A 22,459-nucleotide genomic window follows, 5' to 3' on the forward strand; every position below is an offset into this window, starting at 1 on the left:
GGAGTAGACAAACCTCTCAAGAGTCATCTTGAGACTACGATGAATCAGGAAGTTAACACCAAAATTTCTAATGTCCAGCTAAGTCTAGACTTTGGTAATTTTGGGTAGGTTTAACAGAGCGGATTTGTATCAGTTTCGCATCTGGCTCTAATGGTGTGGAAAAGTAATAGCAAAAATCTATCGGATAACTCATGGCAACAGCTATTCTCGACCTTGAAATTTCTCAACTGCCGCCAGAAATAGCCTTTGAGAAACCCTACAGCAAAGCGCTGGTCTTAATTCGATGGCACGGAAATCCGATCGGTCAAGCAACTTTGCCAGTAGTCGGAGGTCGCATTGGCGGCGATGAATTACGGGAAGCACTGACGAAGGCTGTGGGGAAAAACCTTGGAAAAAACTGGCTTTGGGATGCCTTAGCATGGGACGAACGGGGGCCTGTGCAGCCTGTGCCGATCGCCACCGTAGCGGTTTGCACGCGCGATCGCCCGGAAGATTTGCAGCGCACTCTTGAAGCATTGATGGAACTGCCCGATGATGGTCAGGAATACTTGGTAATTGACAACTGTCCCGCTACCGACGCGACGCAGGAACTGGTCAAAAATTACCCAAAAGTCCGCTATGTGCGGGAGGATGTACCAGGCTCCAGCGCGGCCCGCAATCGAGCTTTACGGGAAGCTAAACACGAATTCGTGGCGTTTACAGATGACGATGCGACTCCCGATCGGAATTGGTTGCGATCGCTCTTGCGAAATTTCAGTGACCCCAGAGTGATGTGCGTGACGGGGCTAGTGATGCCACTGGAACTGGAAACAGAAGCCCAAGAATGGTTTGAGCGCTACAGCCCCCACGGGCGGGGATTTGAGCGCCTAGTATTTGATGGGGCCCACAGCAATCCTCTGGTTGTGCATCTGGTGGGGGTTTCGGCGAGTATGGCTGTGCGTTCAAGTTCGATGGACTTTATCGGGCTGTTTGACGAAGCTTTGGGGGCGGGAACGCCAGCGGCTAGCGGGGAAGACTGCGAATTTTTTACCCGCATTTTGCGATCGGGCTACTGCATTGTCTACGAGCCCAGGGCCTTGAGTTGGCATCGCCATCGGCGCACTTGGGAAGAATTGCGGAACACTCTTGAAGGCTATGGAGTGGGAGTCTATGCTTTTTGGACGCAGATGATTTTGGTGAATCGAGAATTCGGCGTGATTCTGTTAGCCTTGTCATGGTTGTGCTACAAACAAATTCCTGAACTAATTGCTTCAGTGCGAAAGCAACCGGATGCTGTTCCTAGTGATTTGCTTTTGGCTCAATTACGGGGCTGTATTAGTGGGCCGATGGCTTATTTTGCTTCTCGCAAGTGGTTGCAAAAGATTAAGGAAGAAATTAGTTGTTAGTTGTTGGTTGTTAGTTGTTGGTTGTTAGTTGTTAGTTGTTAGTTGTTGATTATAATAACCGGTGCCCGATGCCCGATTCCCAATTCCCAATTACCAATGTAAATATGGAAAACCTAACAGTTAGTATAGTTTTGATAACTCACAACCGCAGTTATTCGCTGCGGCGGGCTTTGGATGCTTTGCAATTACAGACTTATCCCTTAGAACTCATCGAAGTTAGGGTGGTGGTAGATAGCTGCATTGACGATACTTTAGCAATGTTAGAAGAGTACAAAGCTCCTTTTAAACTCCAAATAATTGAGGCAAATTGCCGCAGTGTGGGTATGTCTCGCAATGTGGGAGCAGCGGAGGCTACTGGACAAATGTTGCTGTTTCTCGATGATGATATCGAACCAACTCCCTGTTTAGTGGAAAACCATTTGCGGGTTCATCGAGAGCATCCGGGCTGCGCTGCGATCGGTCCTTATCCGCCAAAGTTACGCTCCAGAACTAAGTTTTTTGATATAGAAGTGCGAACTTGGTGGGAGGAAAAATTTTACCAGATGAGTAAGCCCGATCACCGCTATAGTTATCAAGATTTGCTCTGTGGCAATCTTTCTATTGAGACTAAACTGTTTGCTAGCACTGGAGGTTTTGATTCTGCCTTTGGTCCTGGTACTGCTTATGAAGATTATGAATTTGCCTTGCGCTTGCTCAAGGTAAATGTGCCTTTTGTGGCGGCACCGGATGCTGTTGGCTATCATTATGAACATGAAACTAATTATCTCGATCGCTCTTTTGGTCGTGCTCGTGCGGAAGGGCGATCGGATGTTTTGATCGGTGAGCGACACCCAGAAATCAAACCCTTTCTACACATCAAGGACTATGACACTCCTGATGCGTTGGTAGATAAAATTTTGGTGGCGATGGTGTTTCTATGGCCAGCCGGGTTAGATTTGTTGACTATCGGACTCAGAAAATCCCTTGACTGGCTGGAATACCTGGGGATGCGGGGTAGTTGGCGGTGGCTGCGGACAAGACTACTGGCTTACTCCTATTTGCGGGGGGTGATGGATAGTTTGCCAACGCGATCGGTTGTGGCGAGTTTTATGCAATCAGGAACGGCTAGCGCGGCTGTCAGGGCACAGGAAATTGAAATTGACTTGCAGGAAGGTTGGTTGGAGGCAGAGCGAATCATTGACGAAAAACGACCGGATGGGGTTCACCTGCGTTACGGTGAAATCCCGGTGGGTCACATCGCCCCGAAAGTTGGTATGGAACCACTACGAGGGGTTCACTTGCGTCCAATTTTGGCAAATACGATGTGGGAGGAATTGCTAGGGGCGATCGCCCTTAAAGGTATGCCGAAAAGTGCGGTCCTGAATGGGTCGAGTTTAGTTGACAAATGCCTACTTCAACATCTACAGTTATCTATAGTATTGGACAAAAAAATCAGCGATCGTCCTTCCTAGAAAGCAGCTACAGGGAGAAACCTGGTTTGTGACGACAATATTATATTTAAATATTTAATACTGGCAAAAACCAGATTGATTGGGAACTCCTGCTTAATTCTTATGATTTTAACCAAGATGAATGGGTCGTTAAATAATTAGGAATCCACCATGGTAATTAGGTCACTAAAACTGATGGGAGTCGATTTTTTAGAATCAAGGGCTGAGCCAGCGACTCAGGTGCAGATTGAGTGGGTGGAGACTACGCAACCAGAACTTGAAATAATCGGTGGGGTATGCTGTGAAAAATAGGGTAAATGTGGGGAACATTCGCAAAATCATTCATTTCTTTGATTTGCTGCGGGTGTTGGTCGATCGAGATATGAAATTACTTTACAAGCGATCGTCTTTAGGTATTGCTTGGACTTTAATCAGTCCGCTGTTACAGTTAGCTGTATTTTCCTTTGTATTTCGCTCCGTCATACCCATTAATGTTTCTAAGTTCTCTTCCTTTGCGTTCAGCGGTTTGTTAATATGGACTTGGAGTCAGACAGCGCTATTTAAATCGACGGCACTGATTACCAACAACCGCGCTTTAATTAGACAGCCAAATTTTCCCACAGAAATTTTACCATTGGTGACAACAACCACGGGGTTAATTCACTTTTTGCTGGCGCTACCGGTGCTAATTATCTTTCTGGCTGTTGATGGCGTGCGGCCCAGTTATGTACTGCTGATTTTACCGCTATTGATGTTTATTCAGTTTATTTTGACGGTGAGTTTTGCTTATCCACTGGCTGCGTTGAATGTCACGTTTCGCGACACTCAACACACTTTGGGTGTGCTGTTACAGATGTTTTTTTACCTGACTCCAATTTTCTACGACCTGAACAGTGTCCCGGAAGCATATCGTGCATTCTATCAGTTAAATCCCATGGTACCTCTGATGCAAGCTTACCGCGATGTACTGTTGAGAGGTATTCAGCCGGATTGGGTAGCACTGTTAATTGTCAGCGCTGTTGTGGCTGCTCTTTTTCCGATCGGGTTGGGGATTTTTCGACGCCAAAGCGATCGTTTTGTGGAGGAATTGTAAATGCGTCCAGCTATTGTTGTTAAGGGTTTGGGGAAACGTTTTAACCGCTACAGTGCCGATCGACCTTTTACTATTATGGAGGCCGCTTTGTGGGGATGGTGGCGGATGAAACCCCAGGCTCATTTTTGGGCGCTGCGCGATGTGAGTTTTACGGTTTCTCCTGGGGAAATGCTGGGAATTATTGGCAAAAATGGGGCCGGAAAATCGACCCTATTACAACTTGTGGGCGGTATTGGCTGCGCTGAGGAAGGGACTATTGAGGTTAATGGCAGAATTGGTGGTTTGTTAGATTTGGGGGCGGGTTTTCATTTGGATTTAACTGGTAGAGAAAATGTGTTTGTGGGGGCGGTGGTGGCTGGTTTGACTCACAAAGAAGCGGGGCGTCGGTTTGATGATATTGTTGCTTTTGCGGAGTTGGAAAAGTTTATTGATAGCCCGATGCGGACTTACAGTACGGGGATGCAAATGCGGCTGGCTTTTTCGGTGGCGGTTCACACTGATCCCGAAGTGCTTTTAGTAGATGAACATTTGTCGGTTGGGGATGTGGCTTTTCAAACTAAATGTTTGAATAAGATTAATGATTTTAAGAGTCAAGGTTGTGCGATTGTTTTGATTTCTCACATGGCTGAGCAAATTCAGAAAATGTGCGATCGGGCTTTGTGGTTGCGATCGGGTACAATCATGGCTTACGGGGAGACTGAAGCCGTAATCAGTCAGTATTTGGGAGAAATGGGTTCGGAAACTGAAATACTTAATCCCCTGATTCTTCCTCAAGTAACAAGTACCGTTTCTCCACAGCGAGTTAATCAACATTGCTTCGGTTCTTTAGGTGTCAAAATTACGGATGTTAAAGTGTTACCGGATGGAGAAATTGAGAGTGGCGATTCTGTAACTATTGAGATAGATTATGCGGTGGTCAAGTCAATTTCTGGTGTGATATTTGGGGTGACAATTAGCCGGAAAGACGGTCAAATTTGTTTGGATATTAAAACCAATAAAATCGGTCAATTGCTACCGCTGGCTCAGGGTGAGGGCAAAATTAGGCTGTATTTAGATAGATTAGATTTGGGGAATGGTCAATATTATGTAAATGTTGGGGTTTATGAAAAAACCTTGGCTTATACTTATGATTATCGCCATCAGGTTGCTCCGTTGTATGTGCGATCGCCTTTACGCCAAAACACGATTATTTGTCCTCCTTACCGCTGGGAGTGGGATGGTCAAATCGAGAGTGCCCAATTAGCAAATCAAGTTGAACCAACTCACCCTATTAATAAAAACAATCCGAATTATGCCACAATTTTGACTCAGTTGCAAGAGCAGAGTAAGCCTAATTTTTTAATGTTGGGTTCTCCACAATGCGGTATTGAGGCTTTGTATGGATGTCTGGAAAATTCCTTGCAAATTATTCAAGCAGGTGCGAGGAAAGTTCACTTTTTTGACTTAAATTACGATCGCGGTGTCGAGTGGTATAGCCAGCAGTTGACTCAGGGTGTGGTGGGAGATACAGTGCTGCGATGGGAGATGACTCCTGAGTATATGGATCATCCTTTGGTAGCGGAACGGGTTTATAAGTGTTTCCCCGATGTGAAATTAATTATGATGCTCAGAAATCCCGTGCAAAGAGCATGGGTACACTATAATTTGGAAGTGGCGATGGGTTTTGAAGAGTTCGATGTTACCAAGGCGATCGCTTCTGAGTGCGATCGGCTAGCAGGTGAAATTGAGAAAATTCGCTCTCATCAAAATTATCACAGTTTTAATCACCAGCACTATTCCTATTTATCGCGGGGAATTTATGTGGAACAAATCAAGAATTGGCTGGACTATTTCCCAAGAGAACAGTTGTTGATTTTGAAGACTGAGGATTTTCAGGCAAATCCTGGTAAGGTATTTTCTAAGGTGTTGGATTTCTTGGATATTAGCGCTAGTGCTGTCAAGGAATACGAGATTAATATTGTGGAGGATTATAGTAAAATGCCGGAGGCGATGGAAGATAAATTAATCGGTTATTTTAAGCCTTATAATCAGCAGTTGTCTGATTTGTTGAAAGAGGATTTTAGTTGGAGTTAGGGAAAGAGTTTTTTACCGCAGAGAGCGCCGAGAGCGCAGAAAGGAACATGAATCATACCTCTTTCTTCTCTTCCTCAGTGTCCTCTGCGCTCTAGTAAGGTAAATTTAAAAAAATCTTATTCACCAACAATTTATCAAGTATCAACATGAACAGAGTTTTTTACCTTACTAGAGCGCAGAGAGCGCTAAAAGGAACATAAATCATAGCTCTTTCTTCTCTTCCTCTGTGTCCTCTGCGCTCTAGTAAGGTAAATTTAAAAAAATCTTATTCACCAACACTTTATCAAGTATCAACATGAACAGAGTTTTTTACCTTACTAGAGCGCAGAGAGCGCTGAAAAGAACATGAATTATACCTCTTTCTTCTCTTCCTCTGTGTCCTCTGCGCTCTAGTAAGGTAAATTTAAAAAAATCTTATTCACCAACACTTTATAAAGTATCAACATGAAACGGATATTTTTAGTAGGTGCTCCCAGAAGCGGTACGACACTGCTTCAGAGTTTGTTAGCTGCTCATCCTGAAATTATTTCTTTTCCAGAATCTAAATTTTTTCAGTATTTACTATATCATAAGTTTGTTAAAAAGTTTCCCGCTCGACTCTCAGCTTTTTTTAAGGATGAAATTAATCGTCCTGAGTTTTTGGAGAATTTTGATAACAGCCAATCTACGGAACTTAAAGTTAGTTGGTTTGTCGGAGTTTTAGATAGTTTGGCTGTGGAAAAGCAGAAAAGCATTTGGTTGGAAAAAACCCCGGAACATCTATATTTCATTAAAGATATAGAACGATTTTTACCTGATGCTAAGTTTATCTATATCTGGCGCAATCCTATGGATACCATAGCTTCTCTCCATGAAGTTACTAGGATTTCCCCGGAATTGTGGGGCGATGGCTGGGATTTAGACCATTGTATTAAACGTTGGGAAGAAGGGGTTTTAACTAGCTACAGTCATGTTCACCAGTCTAATCATAAACTGGTAAAATATGAAAATTTGTTAGAGGATAAAACTAAATTTATATCGGAGATATGTGATTTTCTTGAGATTGAGTATGATAGTAAAATGCTGGTTAATTATAAAGCAAAAGCAGGTAATTTGAGCTTGAATTTACCTTGGCATCAGGGACTTACAAGAGATATTGAAAGCACTAAAGTTTATAAATATCATAGTTGTTTTAAAAGCCAGGAAATTCAATATATTTTAGATAAAATCAAGGGTGTAAATTCGGAAATTGGTTATCGGGTTAAGGTGGAGGTGACTGAACCTATTTCAGATATTGAGATTCCGCACATATTCGATCGCCTTTACTGCACTGTCCAGCTAGAAGGTGTTAAACTCGGAATTGTTGAATTGCCAGTCTGTGACGGGATGGTGGCTGGCGCGGTTTTGGCAGATGCGATCGCAGCTAAGTTTGCTTGGCCAATTCTGCAACGCTTTTTTCAATATAGAACCTGGGAAAGTATACGTCAATTATCGGAAAGTTCTCTGAGTAAATTGCATCGAAAAATTGAATGGAATGATTTTTTACAGGAGATATGGGATGGTTTTGATGATGATTCTAATCCTCAGTTAAGGAGGAATGAATTATCGATTATTAGTCATAATCAAGACTTGATTGTGGTGGAAGTTAGCGAAGAATTGCCCAATATTCAAGTTGATTTTTCGGAAATTGATGTGTTGGTGAAAGTCGGCGGTGTTCCGATTGGGATTGTCACAGTTGCGGTTGAACATAATTTGGTTTCTGCGGAAAAATTGCGATCGGCAATTATTCAATATACCAATTTTGAATTGTGTGTCGCTGCTGTGCGGGAGGCTTTGTTGGGAAAACCGCTAAACGGTAAGATGTCGCTACGATCGCATTTAGCCTTGTCTGCTCAAAAAATGGCGAATGCCTCCAACAGCTTGAATGCAGTGGGTTCTGGCGGTATTTACCCAGAGGATGCGGTGATATTTGGCAGGCATCATGGGGCGATCGGAACCAGTGTTAGTCGTCGGGCTACACTACCAGTAGCGGCGCTGCGGGAATTAGCAGAAGCGGCGGAAATTGCGGGGGAAAAGATGATTCAAATCCCCTTAGAAAAAGACTTTCCCAAACAAATAATTTACGCACCGGAAATCTTTTATCAAAATCCAGGCGAGGGAGAAGTTTCTAAATCCGTTAAACCTCAATTTTTTAACAATAATAGTGTTACTCAACAACTGCCAATCTTTGCATACCGCCGGATTTCTCCCGACGGTTTCAATGCAGTGACTCCCCAGGGTTTTGCACAACAGTTGCAGAGGCTTAAAAAGCAAGGTTATTATAGTGTGAGTTGGGAAAACTGGCAAAGTGCAAAACTAACTAAAACTGCTTTACCTGGTAAACCTGTCTTGCTGACTTTTGACGGTGGCTATCTCGACTTTTTGGAATATGCTTTCCCTCTGCTACAACAGTTTGACTTTACCGCAACGGTGTTTGTAGTAACAGAGTCCATAGGTAAGACAAATAGTTGGGAAAAAGCAGATTCGCCAGCAGTGCAATTAATGGGATGGCCAGAAATTAGACAACTGCGGGATGCTGGGATAGAGATTGGTTCCATGTCTGCTACTTATCAACCTCTGACTGGTTTGTCACCCACCGAAATTGTGCGGGAAGGGGCAAAATCTCGTGCTATTTTGGAAGGCGGATTGGGGAAATATGTTAAATGTTTTGCTTATCCCTACGGGAGTGTGGATCAAATTGTAGAGCATTTAATAGGAGCTATAGGCTATACTTTTGGTGTAGGTTACGGCTCAAGATTTAGTAGTTTTGCCGATTCTTTATTGTCGCTTCCTCGGATGCAAGTTACCGCAGCTAATTGGGGAAAATTAGGTTGGTAACACAAATTCCTAATCTTAATCGGTGTTTCAACCTCTGAGACGCTGAATAAAACCCTTTATTTTCCTTTTTAAATAACCAGCCAGTCCTCTATAAATTATCTCAAATTTGTAATCAAAGACAATATCCATCACCTCTTCAGTTTTCATGTACTTCAAATAAGAAATTATTTTTTCAGTCAGTACATCATTCACATCATCGATATACTTTCTCACCGCCAATCTTTCTGAAAGATGCCATTTTTTATCAAATTTGCGGTGCATTTCTCTTTCATAATCCCGAAAACTTGAAATTTGGCCGTCCAAATATTTTGCAATATATTTAGCTGCTATTTCTGCACCATCCATCCCGTGTCTAATTCCTTCGCCGCCGAGAAAGTTAACGGTAGAAACAGCATCGCCGATCGCAATTATATTATCCTGATAATAAATATCCTTCAAACCCTGACTATATTTAAGCGTGGAACCATGTTTGTCAATAATTTGATAATTTTTCGACTTCAGATACTCATCAATCAGTAAATCTATATATTTTTTCAGCGGTGACAAATGCTTAACTGTTTTGGGATCTAAAAAAACCCTGGCAGTACCAACTTTCAGCCGATTTTGTTCCATGGGAAAAATCCAAGAATAACCTTTGGGCATCCATTTATCGCCCAAAAAAAAGATTAAATCCCCATCGTATTTATTGTAAATTTCTGGTTCTACTTCAATTAGATATTCGATGCCAGTTCCAGATAAAAAATCCGGTTTATCATTTTCTTTTTCATACATAACCGCCCTAGCAAAACCCGTCGCATCAACCAATAGTTTAGTGCTAACTTGGATAAGTTTACCATCGGATAGCTGTTTAAATTCAACGATGGTTTCGCCGTTGGCTTGTGAGCGTTTGATGTAGCGATAACCAAGCCAAACTTCACTTCCATGTTGCTGAACTTCGGTGGCGAGAAATTCTCTAAATTTAGCAAAGTTTAACACAACTCCCAAGCTTTTAGGAGATTCCCAAGTTTGACTGACTTTGCTAGTTTGAATAGTAATTTTTTGCCAAAAACTGCCGATTACCGATTCGGGTAAATCAAATTTTGAGAGGGTTTCTAGAGGCGTAGCGGCGCTGGAAAAGTCATTTTTATTAAAATTATCGTTTTGCTCTGCAAGTAAGACTTGGCGACCAGATTTTGCGAGGATTCTTGCACAGTGACCACCTGCGGGGCCTGCTCCTACTACTACTATATCAAAACTTCTTAAAGTCATCTTGCTGTTAATTCGCTTCCAATGTCAAAACACCCGCCGAAATATCAACTACCAAGCGCCGATTTTTCAACAACTGGCGGCCAATTAAAACTTGGGGTACTCCGTCACCTACGTGAACAGGAATATCGAATTCTTGATTGTCAATTCTGATTTTTCCTGCATGAAGGTCGAAATAGAATTCTCCCTTAGCTGTGGCCATTTTTTGTCGCCTAATATAAATCCAATCAAGTCCCTCTAAATCTTGCTCATCCATTGCTAGCCAGCCCGAAAAACCTGTATCTAGCAGAGCATCAACAGGTAATTCTAAGCCGTTATCAGCAATCAAGTCAACTTCAAAAAATAGCTCGTCTTGCTCGCCAAATGTTCCTTCTATCATATCGTGCCACAAACCCCTGTAGGGTTGATACGGAACATGAACGGGATAGCATTTGGATGTTTCTCGCGGCACATTTTGGTAGCCACCATATCATCCTTGTCGATAAAATGTTCCCCACTGTCTGGTTCAACTGCCATGTACCAGTTGTAATGGGTTTTAATCAATTCTGGTTTGAGGCGATCGAAAATAGGTTTGCAGCGCTGATAAAATGCTTCTCTTTCAGCCCGCCACTGGGCTTTTTTTTCTTCTGACCATTGAATTTCTGGGAACACTCTTCCGCGACGGACTGTGCGAGTTGGGTTGAGATAAGTCATTGTTGATTCTCCCTTGTTGTGAAAACTTTCATTCAATCATATCATAATTGGTCAACTGGTTCCTAGGCTCTGCCTGGGAACCAATGTCTAGAGGCTCTGCCTCGTTTTGAAAGTAGGATAATAGAGGCAGAGCCTCTGGATCTGCGTTACCAGGCTCTGCCTGGTAACGAGTAAAATTAGACGCTAACCGGAGACTGTTTGCGGCTGAATGTTGCCAATATTCGATCGCACATTTGTGACGGATTTAATCCCAAAGTTGCAAAGGATTGTTCAGGTGTTGCATGATCTACCAATGTATCAGGTACACCCAAGCGCATTACTGGTACAACCACATTATTATCTAGCAAAGCTTCGGCTACTGCTGAACCGAAACCACCCATTAAACAGCCTTCTTCCATTGTGACAACTTTGCCAATTCGCTGTGCCAAAGGCAAGATTAATTCGGTATCTAAGGGCTTGACAAAACGCGCATTAATCACAGTTGCTTCTATGCCGTGTTCGCTCAAAATTTCGGCGGTTTGCATCGCTGGATAAACCATGGAACCGTAACCTAATATGAGCAAGTCGTCCCCATTGCGAAGGATTTCCGCTTTACCGATCGCCAATTCTTCCCAACCTTCTTCCATCAAAGGTACGCCGTAACCGTTGCCGCGCGGGTAACGCATGGCGATCGGACCACTTGTATGATTCACTCCCGTGACTACCATCCGCTGCAATTCTGCCTCATCTTTTGGAGCCATAATTGTCAGATTTGGCAAACAGCGCAAGTAAGAAATGTCATACATTCCTTGGTGAGTTGGGCCATCAGCACCGACGATTCCGGCTCGATCTAAACAGAAGAAAACAGGCAAGTTTTGGATACAGACATCGTGAACTATTTGGTCATATCCGCGCTGCAAAAAAGTTGAGTAAATTACTACAACCGGGCGGATTCCTTCGCAGGCTAAACCAGCCGACAATGTGACGGCGTGTTGTTCGGCAATGCCGACATCAATGTACTGTTTCGGGAGTTTTTCTTGAAGTTTATCTAGGCAAGTTCCGGTTGCCATTGCAGCGGTAATCCCGACAATTTTCGGATTATCTTGTGCTAGTTTAACCAGGGCGTGAGCAAAGACTTTCGAGTAGGCTGGAGGCTTGGGTTTAGTCGAAGGAATGCCTTTACCAGTAGCTAAATTAAACGGGTTTTGGGCGTGATATCCTACTTGGTCTTTTTCGGCGATCGCATATCCTTTGCCCTTCACCGTCACAACATGAACCAACACCGGCCCTTGGATAGTATGACCATGTTTGAAAGTGGCAATTAACTCTTCCAAATTGTGTCCGTCTACCGGGCCCATGTAGGTAAAGCCTAATTCTTCAATTACGGCTCCAACCTTCGACACCGCTAACCGTTTCATCCCTTCTTTCAGGCGTTCCATTTCTGGCGTAAATGTTTCGCCAACAAACGGAATTTGTTTGAATTGTTCCTCTAAGTTATCTTTGAGAAATTGCACCGGCTGCGAGAGTCGCATCTTGTTCAAATAGCGAGTAATTGCACCGACATTGGGCGAGATTGACATCTCATTGTCGTTGAGCACTACCATCACATTGGTTTTCGGCATATGGCCTGCGTGGTTAATCGCTTCGAGGGCCATACCGCCAGTCAATGCGCCGTCGCCGATGACTGCTACAGTTTTAAAGTTTTCGCCTTTAAGGTCGCGCGCCATCGCCATTCCTAGGGCTGCGGAAATGCTCGTAGAAGCGTGGCCGGCACCAAAATGGTCAAATTTGCTCTCGCAGCGCTTGAGATAGCCTGCAACGCCGTCTTTTTGGCGCAGGGTGTGAAAATTGTTGTAGCGACCGGTGATTAGTTTGTGTGGATAAGCTTGGTGGCCGACATCCCAGGTAACTTTGTCGCGATCGAGGTCGAGGGTTTGGTAGAGTGCTAAAGTCAGTTCGACTACGCCCAATCCGGGGCCGAGATGACCGCCACTGGCTGCTACAGTTTCTAAATGCTTTTCTCGAATTTGTCGGGCAATTTGTTCGAGTTGATGAATCGATAAGCCGTGTAATTGGTTTGGGTGAGTTAGTTCGCTGAGATGCATATTTTAAAATCTTGCTCCTGTGAATCAGGACGAATCCTTAACAGCTATAGGTTGAGCCTGCAACGCTTGGGACGCGCAGGTTAGAATAGTTTAACGGTTATTTGCAAAAAACAGTGAGGTGTAACAATTTTATTATTTCTGAATTGGTAGTAATTGTAAATAAATTGTTAAAAATTAATACAAATACTGATTAGGTTGCTAGTCGCTGATGGGTAATTATTAGTTGAATGGGGATCATAGGAATTAAAACTCGCAGATACTCTTGAAATATTGTATAACACACTTCGACCCAAGGACTGCGTTTATCCTGAGCGTAGTCGAAGGGCTCAGGGCACCGCTCCGCTCAGTGAGCAGAAATGCGATGAAAGACGATCGCACTTATCATCAAATACGATCGCCCTCATCGATCAATTACAACATTGAATCTAATTCTGTCGCACTTCCGGCAATTTTTCAGCCCCAGTCAAATCAAAAACGATCGCGTGTTTAGTCGCCGGTAACAACCGCCGTAAAATCTGGATATATCCGTCAGCATCACCTCGGCGGTGGAATCTCGCAACCACCAATCGCTGCATATTTGGCAATTGCCGCACAATACACCAGGGATGAGTGTTTAATTTTGGCTTGGATGTTGGTATCATAGGAGAATCTTTCCCCGCGTTTGCGGGGTGTGATAGAAAAGGCGATCGCCCTCAAGTTTTCGAGGCTAGGTGGGCGATCGTTTTCAGTGTATATAAACAGTATATGTTGCATACGCATCAATGTCAAGTTAAAACATGGGATACGTTAGACTGCGGATTCGAGAACTAGCTGAGCAAAAGGGTTGGACGCTAAAGCAAGTTGCCGATCGATCTGGAGTCAACTACAACACTGTCAGAAGCTACGTTCAGCGCGATACATTAAATACAGTCGATCTTTCTGCTGTCTACAAAATAGCCCGCGCCTTCGATGTAACAATGGAAGATTTAGTCGAGGTTTTGGAAGATTGAGGGCGCACAAAATACCGTGGGGTGCGTCGCCATCGTAGATATACAAATCAAATCGATAATCTCATAGCGACGCACCCTACCAAACTAAACTAAACTTCAACAAATTCGGAATGATTTAACCACAGAGAACGCAGAGAACACAGAGAGATCAAAGAGAAATGAATAATAAGGTTCGAGAGCTTATATCAAATTCGTCAGAATCCCAACCATTCATATCTCTATTCTCTTCCTCTGCGTTCTCTGCGCCCTCTGCGGTAAAAAAAAATCCTATTTCTTCCTTTGTTTAGTAGCCGTTTCAACCGCCGATTCCCTCTCTAAACCCGCCTTTGACTACGCTCAATTTCCATCAACAACTCATCTCGACTCTTCGCCGGTTCCTTACAAGTCAAAGACTCACAAACTAACCCAACAACCCCTTCCGGCAAATCAGCTTCAATCTGAAAAACAGCAGTCGGATAATACTGCGAAATCAACCCAGAAATTAGCTCAGGAGTCGTGCGGATCGAAGTAGAACGCTGATACCAATCCAGCGCCGAAATCAGACTCGGACAAGCTTGGGGAGCATCTTGGATAATGCTGCTAAAAGCTTGTAAACCTTGCTGGGCGCGATCGAGATATGCCAAATTTTGAACCAACAGCGCTAAACGAACCAAAGAGGCGATCGCAATTCCATTAGCCGCCGGAGTAGCATTATCAGTATAACTGCGTTCCCGCACCAACAAATCTCCACTGCAATCGGAAGCAGTATTGTAATATCCTCCTAATTCTAAACTCCACAAAAACTCATCAAATTCGGCTTGCACTTCCACAGCCTTCTGCAACCATTTGTCACTTTCTGTAACTAATGACAAACTCCCTTGATGCAAATCCAACAATGCTTTCACAAACAAAGCATAATCTTCCGACTGCGCCATCACCGCCGCCTTGCCATCATAATTCAATCGGTGAAACCGCCCATCAATCCACTGATTTTCTAAAATAAAATCAGCACTTGTGACAGCTAATTCCAGATATTCCTGATTCCCAAAAACAGCAGCAGCCCTTGCCAAACCAGAAATCATCAAGCTATTCCAAGCTACAATCATTTTAGTATCTGTTACCGCCGGAATTCTACCAGGCCAACTATTATTTTTAGCTTCCTGATTGTTGCGGGCTGGGGGAAAGGTTTTGACAGTATCGGGATGACCGCCATAACGAACTTGAAATAGTTTCGCCAAAGCCGTTTCTGCCGTTTCGCTCAATTTTCCGTCATGGCGGCGCTGCAATACATTTTTTCCTTCAAAATTTCCGGTGCGACTAACAGTAAACTGTTGTTCAATTTCTACTAATTCCTCAGCAGTCAAAACTTGTTCTAATTCCCTGTAAGTCCAAACATAAAATACTCCTTCTTCTGGTTCTGCCCCCCCTTGGTAAGGGGGGGTTGGGGGGGTAAAACTGTCAGCATCTTGTGCAGCATAAAAATAGCCTGTAGGTGCGGTCATTTCCCGTTTTAACCATTCTACGGTCCCGGCGATCGCAGTTTGAAACGCCGGTTCTTGAATTCCTGCACTCCACAAATTTGCTAAATACTCAACAATTTGACCGTTGTCATAGAGCATTTTTTCAAAGTGTGGTACTGTCCAGGTGTTATCGACTGTGTAACGGTGAAATCCGCCAGCCACATGGTCGTAAATACCTCCCAATGCTAGGTCTAACCCGCGCTGAGTACAGGCTTGTTTGTTATCGTATTCAGCAGATTCCCAGTTAAATCGCGTTCCGCGTAGTGCTAAATCAGCATAGGGCATCATCGGAAAACATGGAGCTCGATTACCTGTGGCAATAACTGCGGTGTTAGTTATTAAGCCTTTTTGAAATATTTCGTTACTTAATTTTGTGGTTACTCCTGACAGCATCGCTGACTGTTCGAGGTTGCCTAAAATTTCTGATTTAAAGGCTTGTAATTTACTTTTTTCTAGGTCATAAAAACGGCGAATTGCTTGTAATACTTCTAAAAATCCCGGTCGTCCATAGCGCGGTTCCACGGGGAAATAAGTGCCACCATAGAAGGGAATTCGCTCGTCTGGCGTGAGAAAAATGTTGAGTGGCCAACCACCTTGACCGGTCATCATTTGCAGTGCTTGCATATAAATGCTGTCGATGTCCGGGCGTTCTTCGCGATCGACTTTTACAGGAATAAAATGCGAATTCATGTATTGGGCGATCACGCGATCGGAAAAAGCCTCACCTTCCATCACCGTACACCAGTGGCAGCTAGAGTAGCCAATGGACAGGAAAATCGGTTTATTTTGGCTGCGGGCCGTTTCTAAGGCTTCATCGCACCAGGGCCACCAGTCGATCGGATTTTCGCTGTGTTTCCGCAGGTAAAGGCTTTGGGATTGGGCAAGACGGTTGACCATAATCTAATCTACTTTAACTCGTACTGAGTCAGCTTATCAGTTCTCTAGTAGTGTAGCGCGAGATGTTTTAATTGAGTTATTATTGATTATTGGTTATTGGTTATTGGTTATTTACTACCTATTAGCAATGCCCTATGCCCCGTTCCCAATGCCCAATTTCCAATTCCCAACTCGTAAACTCAAATGTTCAGGTGTTGAAATCCGCCACCTATTCCTACCTGCGGTTTAACTGCGGTTATATGTATCATAGAAATCATGTCGGAAATTATCGGAAACTCGTTATGGCAACTAATGACAGTCAAATAAGTCAAGTTTACGGTTCAGAGGATGCTCAAGCTATTCTGCAAATTGCGATCGCCCAAAAAGAAGAAAACGGAGAACTTTCGCGAGTGCAGTTGTTCGAGATTGCAGCGGAATTGGGCATTTCCGAACAGGATATTGCAGCGGCGGAACAGCAATGGCTAACCAATAGAGGGGAGTCTACAGAAAAACTAGCTTTTAATACTTATCGCCGTCGCCAATTACAGAAAAATGTAACGAAGTACGGTATCATCAATACTTTTTTAGTTTTGCTAAATCTAGCAGGAAACCACGAGCTTTCTTGGTCACTTTTTATTTTACTAACTTGGGGTTTGGGATTGTCTCTGAATGCTTGGAATGTGTATCAAACTGAAGGGGATGATTATGAACAGGCCTTTGGGCGGTGGCGGTTGAAAAAACAAGTAGGAGAGTCTCTTGGTACTGCGGCGGATAAGTTTTTGAAGTGGTTGCAGTCGTGAAAAGTTCATTTTTCATCGCTAAAATATTCGGTTTTTACATACTGTCTGATTACTGGCGATAGAGTGAAAAGCGTTTGATTATCCTGTTCTTGTTTTTCTACTAATGCTCTACCTCCCAAAGATTGCAGCGCATTGAATAACTCCGATGGCGATAATTGCACTTTCTCTAGCAATTGGGAAATTGAAACTGGCTCGATTTCATTACCGATGCAGCACATCAGTTGTTTCTCTAACTCGGATAAGCGATCGCACTGTTGCTGCAATCTTGCTTTCAATTCCTCTGGGAAGAATAGTGTATCATATTTTAAGAATTCGGCAACTCTGCCACTCAATAATTCTTGAATCATGGCGGCAATTATTTTTAACCACAAAGGATTGCATCGATAAATGTTAATCAAGGATTCCCATTTGGATTCGTCAAGTAAACCTTTTTCTCGGAGTATTTCGCCTGCTGCTGCACCTAAGCCGTCGAGTTTTAAGTTGCGAACGCGGGCGCTTTCTCTGGTTAATGCGACAATATCTTTAGGTGGTTCCCAGCTATTTAGGATTAAGCAACTGTTGTGGCAAGTCGATCCGATCAGTTTGAATAAGGTGCTGTAGTTTTCATATTCAGGTCGATAATTGCCTGCTATTTGTCGGTGGCTGAGAATTGTTTGTACGTCGTCTAGGATGATGAGACAGCGGTGCGATCGCAATTTTTCCATTAACAACGATAGCAGTTCATCAGTGCTGGCTGGCACTTCGGTTTCGTGCCGATTAGAGAGAAATTTAATTAGGCTTTTCAGGGTAGTTTCGAGAGTTGGAGATGTGCCTAGACTTCGCCAAATTATATAGTCAAATTGATGCTGAATTTGTGGGAGGAGGTGAAGTGCGATCGCGGTTTTGCCAATGCCGCTGATTCCTAATATTGCGACTAGGCGGCAACCTTCCTGTACTATCCATTGTTGTAGGGTGGCGAGTTCGGATGTGCGGCCATAAAATGAGCTGATATCTGGTGCGTCTCTTAAGTCTTGGCGTATTTGGGGTTGGGTGTTTTCTGGGGTGGGGGTGAAGGGCGATCGATCTTTTGAAACTTCTGGGGAGTGGAAATTATCTGTACAGACGTTGATGTTATAAATTCCTACAAATGCTTTTCCAATAGGTGATGAAACATTAGAGATTTGCAACCTTTTAAAGGTGGAACGAAAATTTGATTTATTAACTGCTTCACCTAATATATCTGAGAGTATCTTCCATAAATCCGAGGCAACATCCCTAGCATGACCCTCACTACAATAAGCTTCCTCTGCAATTTTCGGATATTTTTGACCTGACCAAGCACCAAGTAATATAGCCTCTTGCACGTTGTCGAGATGTTTTCTTGTCTTGGTGAAAACTAGGTTGTCGGCAAATTTTAAGATTTCTTCAACGTCCATTGAGTTGGTTGGTGTGGGGGTTTTAGCTATTGTATCCTACAATTTCTGACCGTGCCGACATTTTTCGACATTTTCCGATCTGCGAGAGAGGGAAGATTATGTAAAATTACCGACATTTTCCGACATTTTCCGACTAGACAAGTCAAAGATTTTGCTCAACAATAAATAATGGAATCACAATACTGAATTATCTAAAAGTAAATATGGGCCCAGTTAGATTCAACGCAGAGACTGTAGCAAGAATTGCAACAGGAATGAAAGGCATATACGCGATCTATGATGCCGAATTTTCCGAAGGATCTGCCTATGTAGGAAGGTCTGAATCATGTATTAAAACAAGACTTACGGGTCACTTAAATCCCAACAATAGGAATGGGAGCAAGACTATCCATATGCTTGTCGAACATAATCATGATTTATGGTTTTCTTACGAAAAAAATGATAATGCTCGTTTTACAGAAGCAGAGGAGATTTTTAAGTTCCAGAAGCCACCAGCCAATAGAAGATATGAGTGGAAGCCGCTGAGAGATGAATGGGGAAGTCTATAAATTTTTGACTGAGAATTGTCAATTGCACTCGTATTTTTGTTGGTGGCTTACTCTAAGTTTTCTTGATAAGGAGTTTTCTAATGGCAATCGATCTAGATTTATTCTCTGGTAATAATTACCGCTCGACGATTCAGAGGTATTGCAATCAACTAGGATGGAGCATTAGCGACATCAACGATCGCCGTACCATCATCAACTTTACAATGAATTCTGGTACTACCCAGACGCTTTTTATCATCCGATATGACACAACGCTAGAGTTTTCAGTGCCAAGTGGTGTCAAGTTTAACAGTCAGAATGATGTTCCTGGATGGATGTCTACACTTATGCTCAAAGAAAACTCTAACTATAAAATAGGTTTCTGGAGCATAGAAGAGATTAGTGACAGACAAACTTTTTCGATCATGCACAATGCTGAAATCAGTTTGATTGACGTGTCATACTTCCAAAAAGTTGTAATGAAATTAATTCAAGAGTGTGATAAATTTGAGCAGACTATCTCAAAAGCTTTGAGGTCATATTAATCAAATTTGTCTAGTTGCAAATAGGTAATTTAGGAGAAAATAACATGGAAACTGTACCTGTAAAGATGTCAGATATTAGGGTTCCCAATCTGAGTGAACTCAATCCAGCAAAAATACGCGCTATAGAAAATTCTTCCGAATCTTTATCAAGTCTGCTTCACGATAAAGACGATCCAATTGTTCTCTATCGCGGTACACATCCTTACGAATTGTGTGACGGCAGACACAGAGTTTATTTGGCTAATCAACGAGGAATTAAATTAGTTCCGGCTGCTTTCAACTAAATCTAATCAGAAAAGTAAAATTTACTTATTAGCCAAAGAGCGATCGCCCTTTTTCTTCCCAAAGTGCGATCGCTCTTGATTTCTGATGGCTTCAACTAAATGGAGCGTGCTATAATTAGTCATAGCTTCCAGTACGTCAGATATAGGAGTTTCCAGCATGGATGCAAGTCGGATTGCCACTGTGACAGCAGAACACAAACTGCAATTCCCGCCTGAAATTTTGGCTAAACTACGTCCAGGCGATCGATACCAATTTTCTTTAACCGAAACTGAAATTATTTTAACAAAAATTCCCCTGTCGCAAACAGACTTGGATGAATTCCTCGAACATCTAGAAGAACTAGAACCAAATCCCAATCAACCTACTCTGCAAGAAATTAGCGAAATTGTTAAAGAAGTCCGACAAGAGTTGTGGTCTAACTAATGAGAGTTGTATTGGATGTCAACGTTTGGATTTCAGCTTTACTATGGGGTGGAATTCCTGGTCAAATGCTACGGCTAGCCCGAAATCAACAAATCACTATATTTACTTCTGAACCCTTATTGTTGGAACTCGAAACCACACTCAAACGTTCTAAATTTCAGCCACAATTGCAACAGCGAGATTATACGGTTGAATATCTGATGTCTGTAGTCAAAGGATTTTCCACTTCTTCTTCGACAACTTTTATTGATGTTCCTGAACTGCGAGATCCTAAAGATGCCAAAATTATAGAAACAGCTTTAGGTGCTGATGCAGAAGCTATTGTAACTGGCGATTTAGATTTACTGACTCTCGGCGAAGTTGAACACATAGCGATTCTGACTCCAACAAATTTTATTAATCGTTATTTTCCTAATTAAAGCTTTCGGAATATTGACTAGAAAAAAGCGATTGCCCTTGAGATCCCCGACTTACTTTTTTGAGAAGTCGGGACTCTGCTTGTTAAAATTACTGGGGCTAATCTCCCTTAGCAGCATCTTCAACTACAGGATGAATTAAAGCAGATCGCAAACCTTGACGAGTTTCCGAATTCAAATACCTGCGCTGCAAAATCTGCCATTTTCCCCAAGCTGCGTAGCGATTTTCTGCCAACAAACCAGCCAATATCGGCAACTCTTTTTGCATATCGCACTCCACAAAATCCGTCAAAAATTCCCCTAAAACTTCACTGTCTTGAATATCGCCCAAACATTCTTGAATAGCTTTCACATCCTCTACATAAACTTCATAAGTCTCGCCGTAAAATTCTCCAAACAGATTCATCAAATACCGAACTCGCTTAGCTTGCTTCCGCAAATCGTGCAGAATTGTTCCCTCTGCGGCTAACTTTTGTTCTACAGATTCAGCATTTAAATCATCACAAACTTTAACTTCGCCATCCTCATATTCTGTACCCAGCAGCCAAGCCGGATGTAGGAAAAACTCGCTGACTTGAGGTAACAGTAAATCTGGCAAAACCTCAGCAATTGGCAAATTCGATATCGCCTGAAACTGCGGTTTTTCCAACCAATTTTCGATCGCCTTTTTCAGCAATTGATAACTTTTGTGTCCTAAAACCGCCCTCACCCCTTTCAAGGCGCGCCGTCGCTGCTTGAGTAAATTCAACAAAACTCGATCCAAAACTTCCTGTTCTTCAGCCGACAAATTCGGGTAATATCGGTTTTGGAGACTGTCGAGCATCACATCCAAATCTCTGAGGGTTCCCAGTATCCGTCCCACTTTACCAATTTTGTGCTCTTTGGCCTCTTTTGGCCAATCTAAAACTGGAGCAAAACCAGTCACAGCCGATCGCAAACGACGCATTCCGACTCGCATTTGGTGAAGTTCTTCGGCATCTTTGTCTTTGATAACTTCAGCTTCGTGGGCTATACTTTTGTGGAAATATTTCTCGATCGCCCCAGCAGCAGCCTCTCCGAGAGTCTTAACTTGAGTTTTAACTTTAGCTGTTTTTTTTACGTTCATGGTAGATGTAGATTCCAGAGTGTCGATCGACTTTAATTTAGATTTCAAAGCTTTTCTAATAAAGGGTTTACATCGTAGCACACAACCAAAATTTCTGAGTCCGTACCCACATAAATCTTAATATAAAACTCTTGACAATTTCTCACTAAAAGGCAGTGGGGGCGATCGCCCTTTGGTGTTAACAACCAGATCGATCGGGCGATCGGGATTATTCGTCAATCCCGAAGTCCGCCAGGGGTTTAAACCCCTGTCTCATAGCGAAAGTCCTCTCAAAGAGGACTCAAGAGGTGATTTAGTCCTCTTTGAGAGGACTTCGGCTCTCTCGGCGGGGAATTGATTCCCCGCCGGATTGTAGTCCAAGGGCGTGATTCGCGATCGCCCTTAAATCCCGAAAACACCCGTTGTTCCGTAGTTTCATCAGTGTTTGCAGAACTTTACCAAAAAAACTTGAGATTTCTGCATAAAACCACTGAGTTCACCCCAATAGATAAATAGGAACAACAAAAAGGCAATGAGGGCGATCGGGATTATTCGTCAATCCCTCAGTCCGCCAGGGGTTTAAACCCCCGTCGAGAGAGCGAAAGTCGTCGGTCGCCGACTGCGGAATTTATCAGTCCTCTTCCAGAGGACTTCCGCTATGAGGCAGGGAATTGATTCCCTGCTGGATTTTCGTCCAAGGGCGTGATTCGTGATCGCCCTTAAATCCCAGAAACACCCGTT

General features: G+C 43.1%; 20 protein-coding genes. 12 read left to right on the forward strand and 8 right to left on the reverse strand.

Going from position 1 to position 22,459, the window contains the following annotated elements:
• The first annotated feature begins 191 nt into the window (after positions 1 to 191).
• From AAFP11_RS17700 to AAFP11_RS17720, 5 genes are all read left to right on the forward strand, one after another.
• Positions 192 to 1,385: a glycosyltransferase gene (locus AAFP11_RS17700; protein ID WP_341738266.1), complete on the forward strand. Its 1,194-nt coding sequence runs from the start codon at positions 192 to 194 to the stop codon at positions 1,383 to 1,385.
• Between the two features lie 104 nt (positions 1,386 to 1,489).
• A complete protein-coding gene (locus AAFP11_RS17705) occupies positions 1,490 to 2,836 on the forward strand; it encodes a glycosyltransferase (protein WP_341738267.1) in 1,347 nt (448 codons plus the stop codon).
• 280 nt (positions 2,837 to 3,116) lie between these two features.
• Positions 3,117 to 3,908, forward strand: coding sequence for an ABC transporter permease (locus AAFP11_RS17710; protein ID WP_341738268.1), 792 nt, complete (start codon positions 3,117 to 3,119; stop codon positions 3,906 to 3,908).
• The gene (locus AAFP11_RS17715) at positions 3,909 to 5,981 is read left to right on the forward strand and encodes an ATP-binding cassette domain-containing protein (protein ID WP_341738269.1); all 2,073 of its coding nucleotides are present in this window, start codon (positions 3,909 to 3,911) and stop codon (positions 5,979 to 5,981) included.
• Positions 5,982 to 6,425: 444 nt separating this feature from the next.
• The gene (locus AAFP11_RS17720) at positions 6,426 to 8,837 is read left to right on the forward strand and encodes a sulfotransferase (protein WP_341738270.1); all 2,412 of its coding nucleotides are present in this window, start codon (positions 6,426 to 6,428) and stop codon (positions 8,835 to 8,837) included.
• Between the two features lie 27 nt (positions 8,838 to 8,864).
• Here the strand turns inward: AAFP11_RS17720 and AAFP11_RS17725 are convergent, their stop codons facing one another.
• The 5 genes from AAFP11_RS17725 to AAFP11_RS17745 all read right to left on the reverse strand — a co-directional run bounded on the left by AAFP11_RS17725 (position 8,865) and on the right by AAFP11_RS17745 (position 13,500).
• Entirely contained in the window at positions 8,865 to 10,085 is a 1,221-nt protein-coding gene (locus AAFP11_RS17725; RefSeq protein WP_341738271.1) for an NAD(P)/FAD-dependent oxidoreductase, read from the reverse strand.
• Between the two features lie 7 nt (positions 10,086 to 10,092).
• Positions 10,093 to 10,461, reverse strand: a complete 369-nt coding sequence (locus AAFP11_RS17730; RefSeq protein ID WP_341738272.1) for an aspartyl protease — start codon at positions 10,459 to 10,461, stop codon at positions 10,093 to 10,095.
• On the reverse strand, positions 10,458 to 10,775 hold the full coding sequence (locus AAFP11_RS17735; RefSeq protein ID WP_341738273.1) for a hypothetical protein: 318 nt from the start codon (positions 10,773 to 10,775) through the stop codon (positions 10,458 to 10,460). The genes AAFP11_RS17730 and AAFP11_RS17735 overlap by 4 nt, the downstream gene beginning before the upstream one ends.
• 176 nt (positions 10,776 to 10,951) lie before the next feature.
• Positions 10,952 to 12,859 carry a 1-deoxy-D-xylulose-5-phosphate synthase gene (dxs, locus tag AAFP11_RS17740; RefSeq protein WP_341738274.1) on the reverse strand — a complete coding sequence of 636 codons (1,908 nt, stop codon included), beginning with the start codon at positions 12,857 to 12,859 and terminating at the stop codon, positions 10,952 to 10,954.
• 425 nt (positions 12,860 to 13,284) lie between these two features.
• Positions 13,285 to 13,500, reverse strand: a complete 216-nt coding sequence (locus AAFP11_RS17745) for a hypothetical protein (RefSeq protein ID WP_341738275.1) — start codon at positions 13,498 to 13,500, stop codon at positions 13,285 to 13,287.
• Positions 13,501 to 13,635: 135 nt separating this feature from the next.
• On the opposite strand from AAFP11_RS17745, the gene AAFP11_RS17750 reads away from it, so the two are divergent.
• The gene (locus AAFP11_RS17750; protein WP_341738276.1) at positions 13,636 to 13,848 is read left to right on the forward strand and encodes a helix-turn-helix transcriptional regulator; all 213 of its coding nucleotides are present in this window, start codon (positions 13,636 to 13,638) and stop codon (positions 13,846 to 13,848) included.
• A gap of 314 nt (positions 13,849 to 14,162) precedes the next feature.
• Here AAFP11_RS17750 and AAFP11_RS17755 read toward each other — a convergent pair whose 3' ends face one another.
• Positions 14,163 to 16,244 carry a thioredoxin domain-containing protein gene (locus AAFP11_RS17755; protein WP_341738277.1) on the reverse strand — a complete coding sequence of 694 codons (2,082 nt, stop codon included), beginning with the start codon at positions 16,242 to 16,244 and terminating at the stop codon, positions 14,163 to 14,165.
• 281 nt (positions 16,245 to 16,525) lie between these two features.
• On the opposite strand from AAFP11_RS17755, the gene AAFP11_RS17760 reads away from it, so the two are divergent.
• Positions 16,526 to 17,023 carry a 2TM domain-containing protein gene (locus AAFP11_RS17760; RefSeq protein WP_341738278.1) on the forward strand — a complete coding sequence of 166 codons (498 nt, stop codon included), beginning with the start codon at positions 16,526 to 16,528 and terminating at the stop codon, positions 17,021 to 17,023.
• 5 nt (positions 17,024 to 17,028) lie between these two features.
• Here the strand turns inward: AAFP11_RS17760 and AAFP11_RS17765 are convergent, their stop codons facing one another.
• On the reverse strand, positions 17,029 to 18,438 hold the full coding sequence (locus AAFP11_RS17765) for an NB-ARC domain-containing protein (RefSeq protein WP_341738279.1): 1,410 nt from the start codon (positions 18,436 to 18,438) through the stop codon (positions 17,029 to 17,031).
• 392 nt (positions 18,439 to 18,830) lie between these two features.
• Here AAFP11_RS17765 and AAFP11_RS17770 point away from each other — a divergent pair, with 392 nt between their 5' ends.
• From AAFP11_RS17770 to AAFP11_RS17790, 5 genes are all read left to right on the forward strand, one after another.
• On the forward strand, positions 18,831 to 18,986 hold the full coding sequence (locus AAFP11_RS17770; RefSeq protein WP_341738280.1) for a hypothetical protein: 156 nt from the start codon (positions 18,831 to 18,833) through the stop codon (positions 18,984 to 18,986).
• Between the two features lie 80 nt (positions 18,987 to 19,066).
• Complete coding sequence (locus AAFP11_RS17775; protein WP_340519036.1) at positions 19,067 to 19,510, forward strand: hypothetical protein; 444 nt, start codon at positions 19,067 to 19,069, stop codon at positions 19,508 to 19,510.
• Positions 19,511 to 19,554: 44 nt separating this feature from the next.
• Positions 19,555 to 19,794 carry a hypothetical protein gene (locus tag AAFP11_RS17780; RefSeq protein ID WP_340519038.1) on the forward strand — a complete coding sequence of 80 codons (240 nt, stop codon included), beginning with the start codon at positions 19,555 to 19,557 and terminating at the stop codon, positions 19,792 to 19,794.
• 157 nt (positions 19,795 to 19,951) lie between these two features.
• Positions 19,952 to 20,218, forward strand: a complete 267-nt coding sequence (locus tag AAFP11_RS17785; RefSeq protein WP_341738281.1) for a hypothetical protein — start codon at positions 19,952 to 19,954, stop codon at positions 20,216 to 20,218.
• Positions 20,218 to 20,637, forward strand: coding sequence for a putative toxin-antitoxin system toxin component, PIN family (locus AAFP11_RS17790; RefSeq protein ID WP_341738282.1), 420 nt, complete (start codon positions 20,218 to 20,220; stop codon positions 20,635 to 20,637). Before AAFP11_RS17785 ends, AAFP11_RS17790 begins: the two co-directional genes overlap by 1 nt.
• 97 nt (positions 20,638 to 20,734) lie before the next feature.
• On the opposite strand, the gene AAFP11_RS17795 is transcribed toward AAFP11_RS17790, so the two are convergent.
• Positions 20,735 to 21,739, reverse strand: a complete 1,005-nt coding sequence (locus AAFP11_RS17795; RefSeq protein WP_341738329.1) for a CHAD domain-containing protein — start codon at positions 21,737 to 21,739, stop codon at positions 20,735 to 20,737.
• Positions 21,740 to 22,459: the final 720 nt, after the last annotated feature.

Origin of the sequence: Microcoleus sp. CAWBG640 (genome assembly GCF_020883015.1) — a bacterium.
GTDB lineage: Bacteria > Cyanobacteriota > Cyanobacteriia > Cyanobacteriales > Microcoleaceae > Microcoleus > Microcoleus anatoxicus.

Excerpts from the sequence above, each read along its gene's own strand:
- AAFP11_RS17755 (WP_341738277.1), bottom strand. The coding sequence starts at position 16,244 with ATGGTCAACCGTCTTGCCCAATCCCAAAGCCTTTACCTGCGGAAACAC.
- AAFP11_RS17705 (WP_341738267.1), top strand. The coding sequence starts at position 1,490 with ATGGAAAACCTAACAGTTAGTATAGTTTTGATAACTCACAACCGCAGT.
- AAFP11_RS17735 (WP_341738273.1), bottom strand. The coding sequence starts at position 10,775 with ATGACTTATCTCAACCCAACTCGCACAGTCCGTCGCGGAAGAGTGTTC.
- AAFP11_RS17785 (WP_341738281.1), top strand. The coding sequence starts at position 19,952 with ATGGATGCAAGTCGGATTGCCACTGTGACAGCAGAACACAAACTGCAA.
- AAFP11_RS17760 (WP_341738278.1), top strand. The coding sequence starts at position 16,526 with ATGGCAACTAATGACAGTCAAATAAGTCAAGTTTACGGTTCAGAGGAT.
- AAFP11_RS17745 (WP_341738275.1), bottom strand. The coding sequence starts at position 13,500 with ATGATACCAACATCCAAGCCAAAATTAAACACTCATCCCTGGTGTATT.
- AAFP11_RS17720 (WP_341738270.1), top strand. The coding sequence starts at position 6,426 with ATGAAACGGATATTTTTAGTAGGTGCTCCCAGAAGCGGTACGACACTG.
- AAFP11_RS17790 (WP_341738282.1), top strand. The coding sequence starts at position 20,218 with ATGAGAGTTGTATTGGATGTCAACGTTTGGATTTCAGCTTTACTATGG.
- AAFP11_RS17770 (WP_341738280.1), top strand. The coding sequence starts at position 18,831 with ATGCTTGTCGAACATAATCATGATTTATGGTTTTCTTACGAAAAAAAT.
- AAFP11_RS17780 (WP_340519038.1), top strand. The coding sequence starts at position 19,555 with ATGGAAACTGTACCTGTAAAGATGTCAGATATTAGGGTTCCCAATCTG.
- AAFP11_RS17700 (WP_341738266.1), top strand. The coding sequence starts at position 192 with ATGGCAACAGCTATTCTCGACCTTGAAATTTCTCAACTGCCGCCAGAA.
- AAFP11_RS17730 (WP_341738272.1), bottom strand. The coding sequence starts at position 10,461 with ATGATAGAAGGAACATTTGGCGAGCAAGACGAGCTATTTTTTGAAGTT.
- AAFP11_RS17795 (WP_341738329.1), bottom strand. The coding sequence starts at position 21,739 with ATGAACGTAAAAAAAACAGCTAAAGTTAAAACTCAAGTTAAGACTCTC.
- AAFP11_RS17775 (WP_340519036.1), top strand. The coding sequence starts at position 19,067 with ATGGCAATCGATCTAGATTTATTCTCTGGTAATAATTACCGCTCGACG.
- dxs (WP_341738274.1), bottom strand. The coding sequence starts at position 12,859 with ATGCATCTCAGCGAACTAACTCACCCAAACCAATTACACGGCTTATCG.
- AAFP11_RS17715 (WP_341738269.1), top strand. The coding sequence starts at position 3,909 with ATGCGTCCAGCTATTGTTGTTAAGGGTTTGGGGAAACGTTTTAACCGC.
- AAFP11_RS17765 (WP_341738279.1), bottom strand. The coding sequence starts at position 18,438 with ATGGACGTTGAAGAAATCTTAAAATTTGCCGACAACCTAGTTTTCACC.
- AAFP11_RS17750 (WP_341738276.1), top strand. The coding sequence starts at position 13,636 with ATGGGATACGTTAGACTGCGGATTCGAGAACTAGCTGAGCAAAAGGGT.
- AAFP11_RS17725 (WP_341738271.1), bottom strand. The coding sequence starts at position 10,085 with ATGACTTTAAGAAGTTTTGATATAGTAGTAGTAGGAGCAGGCCCCGCA.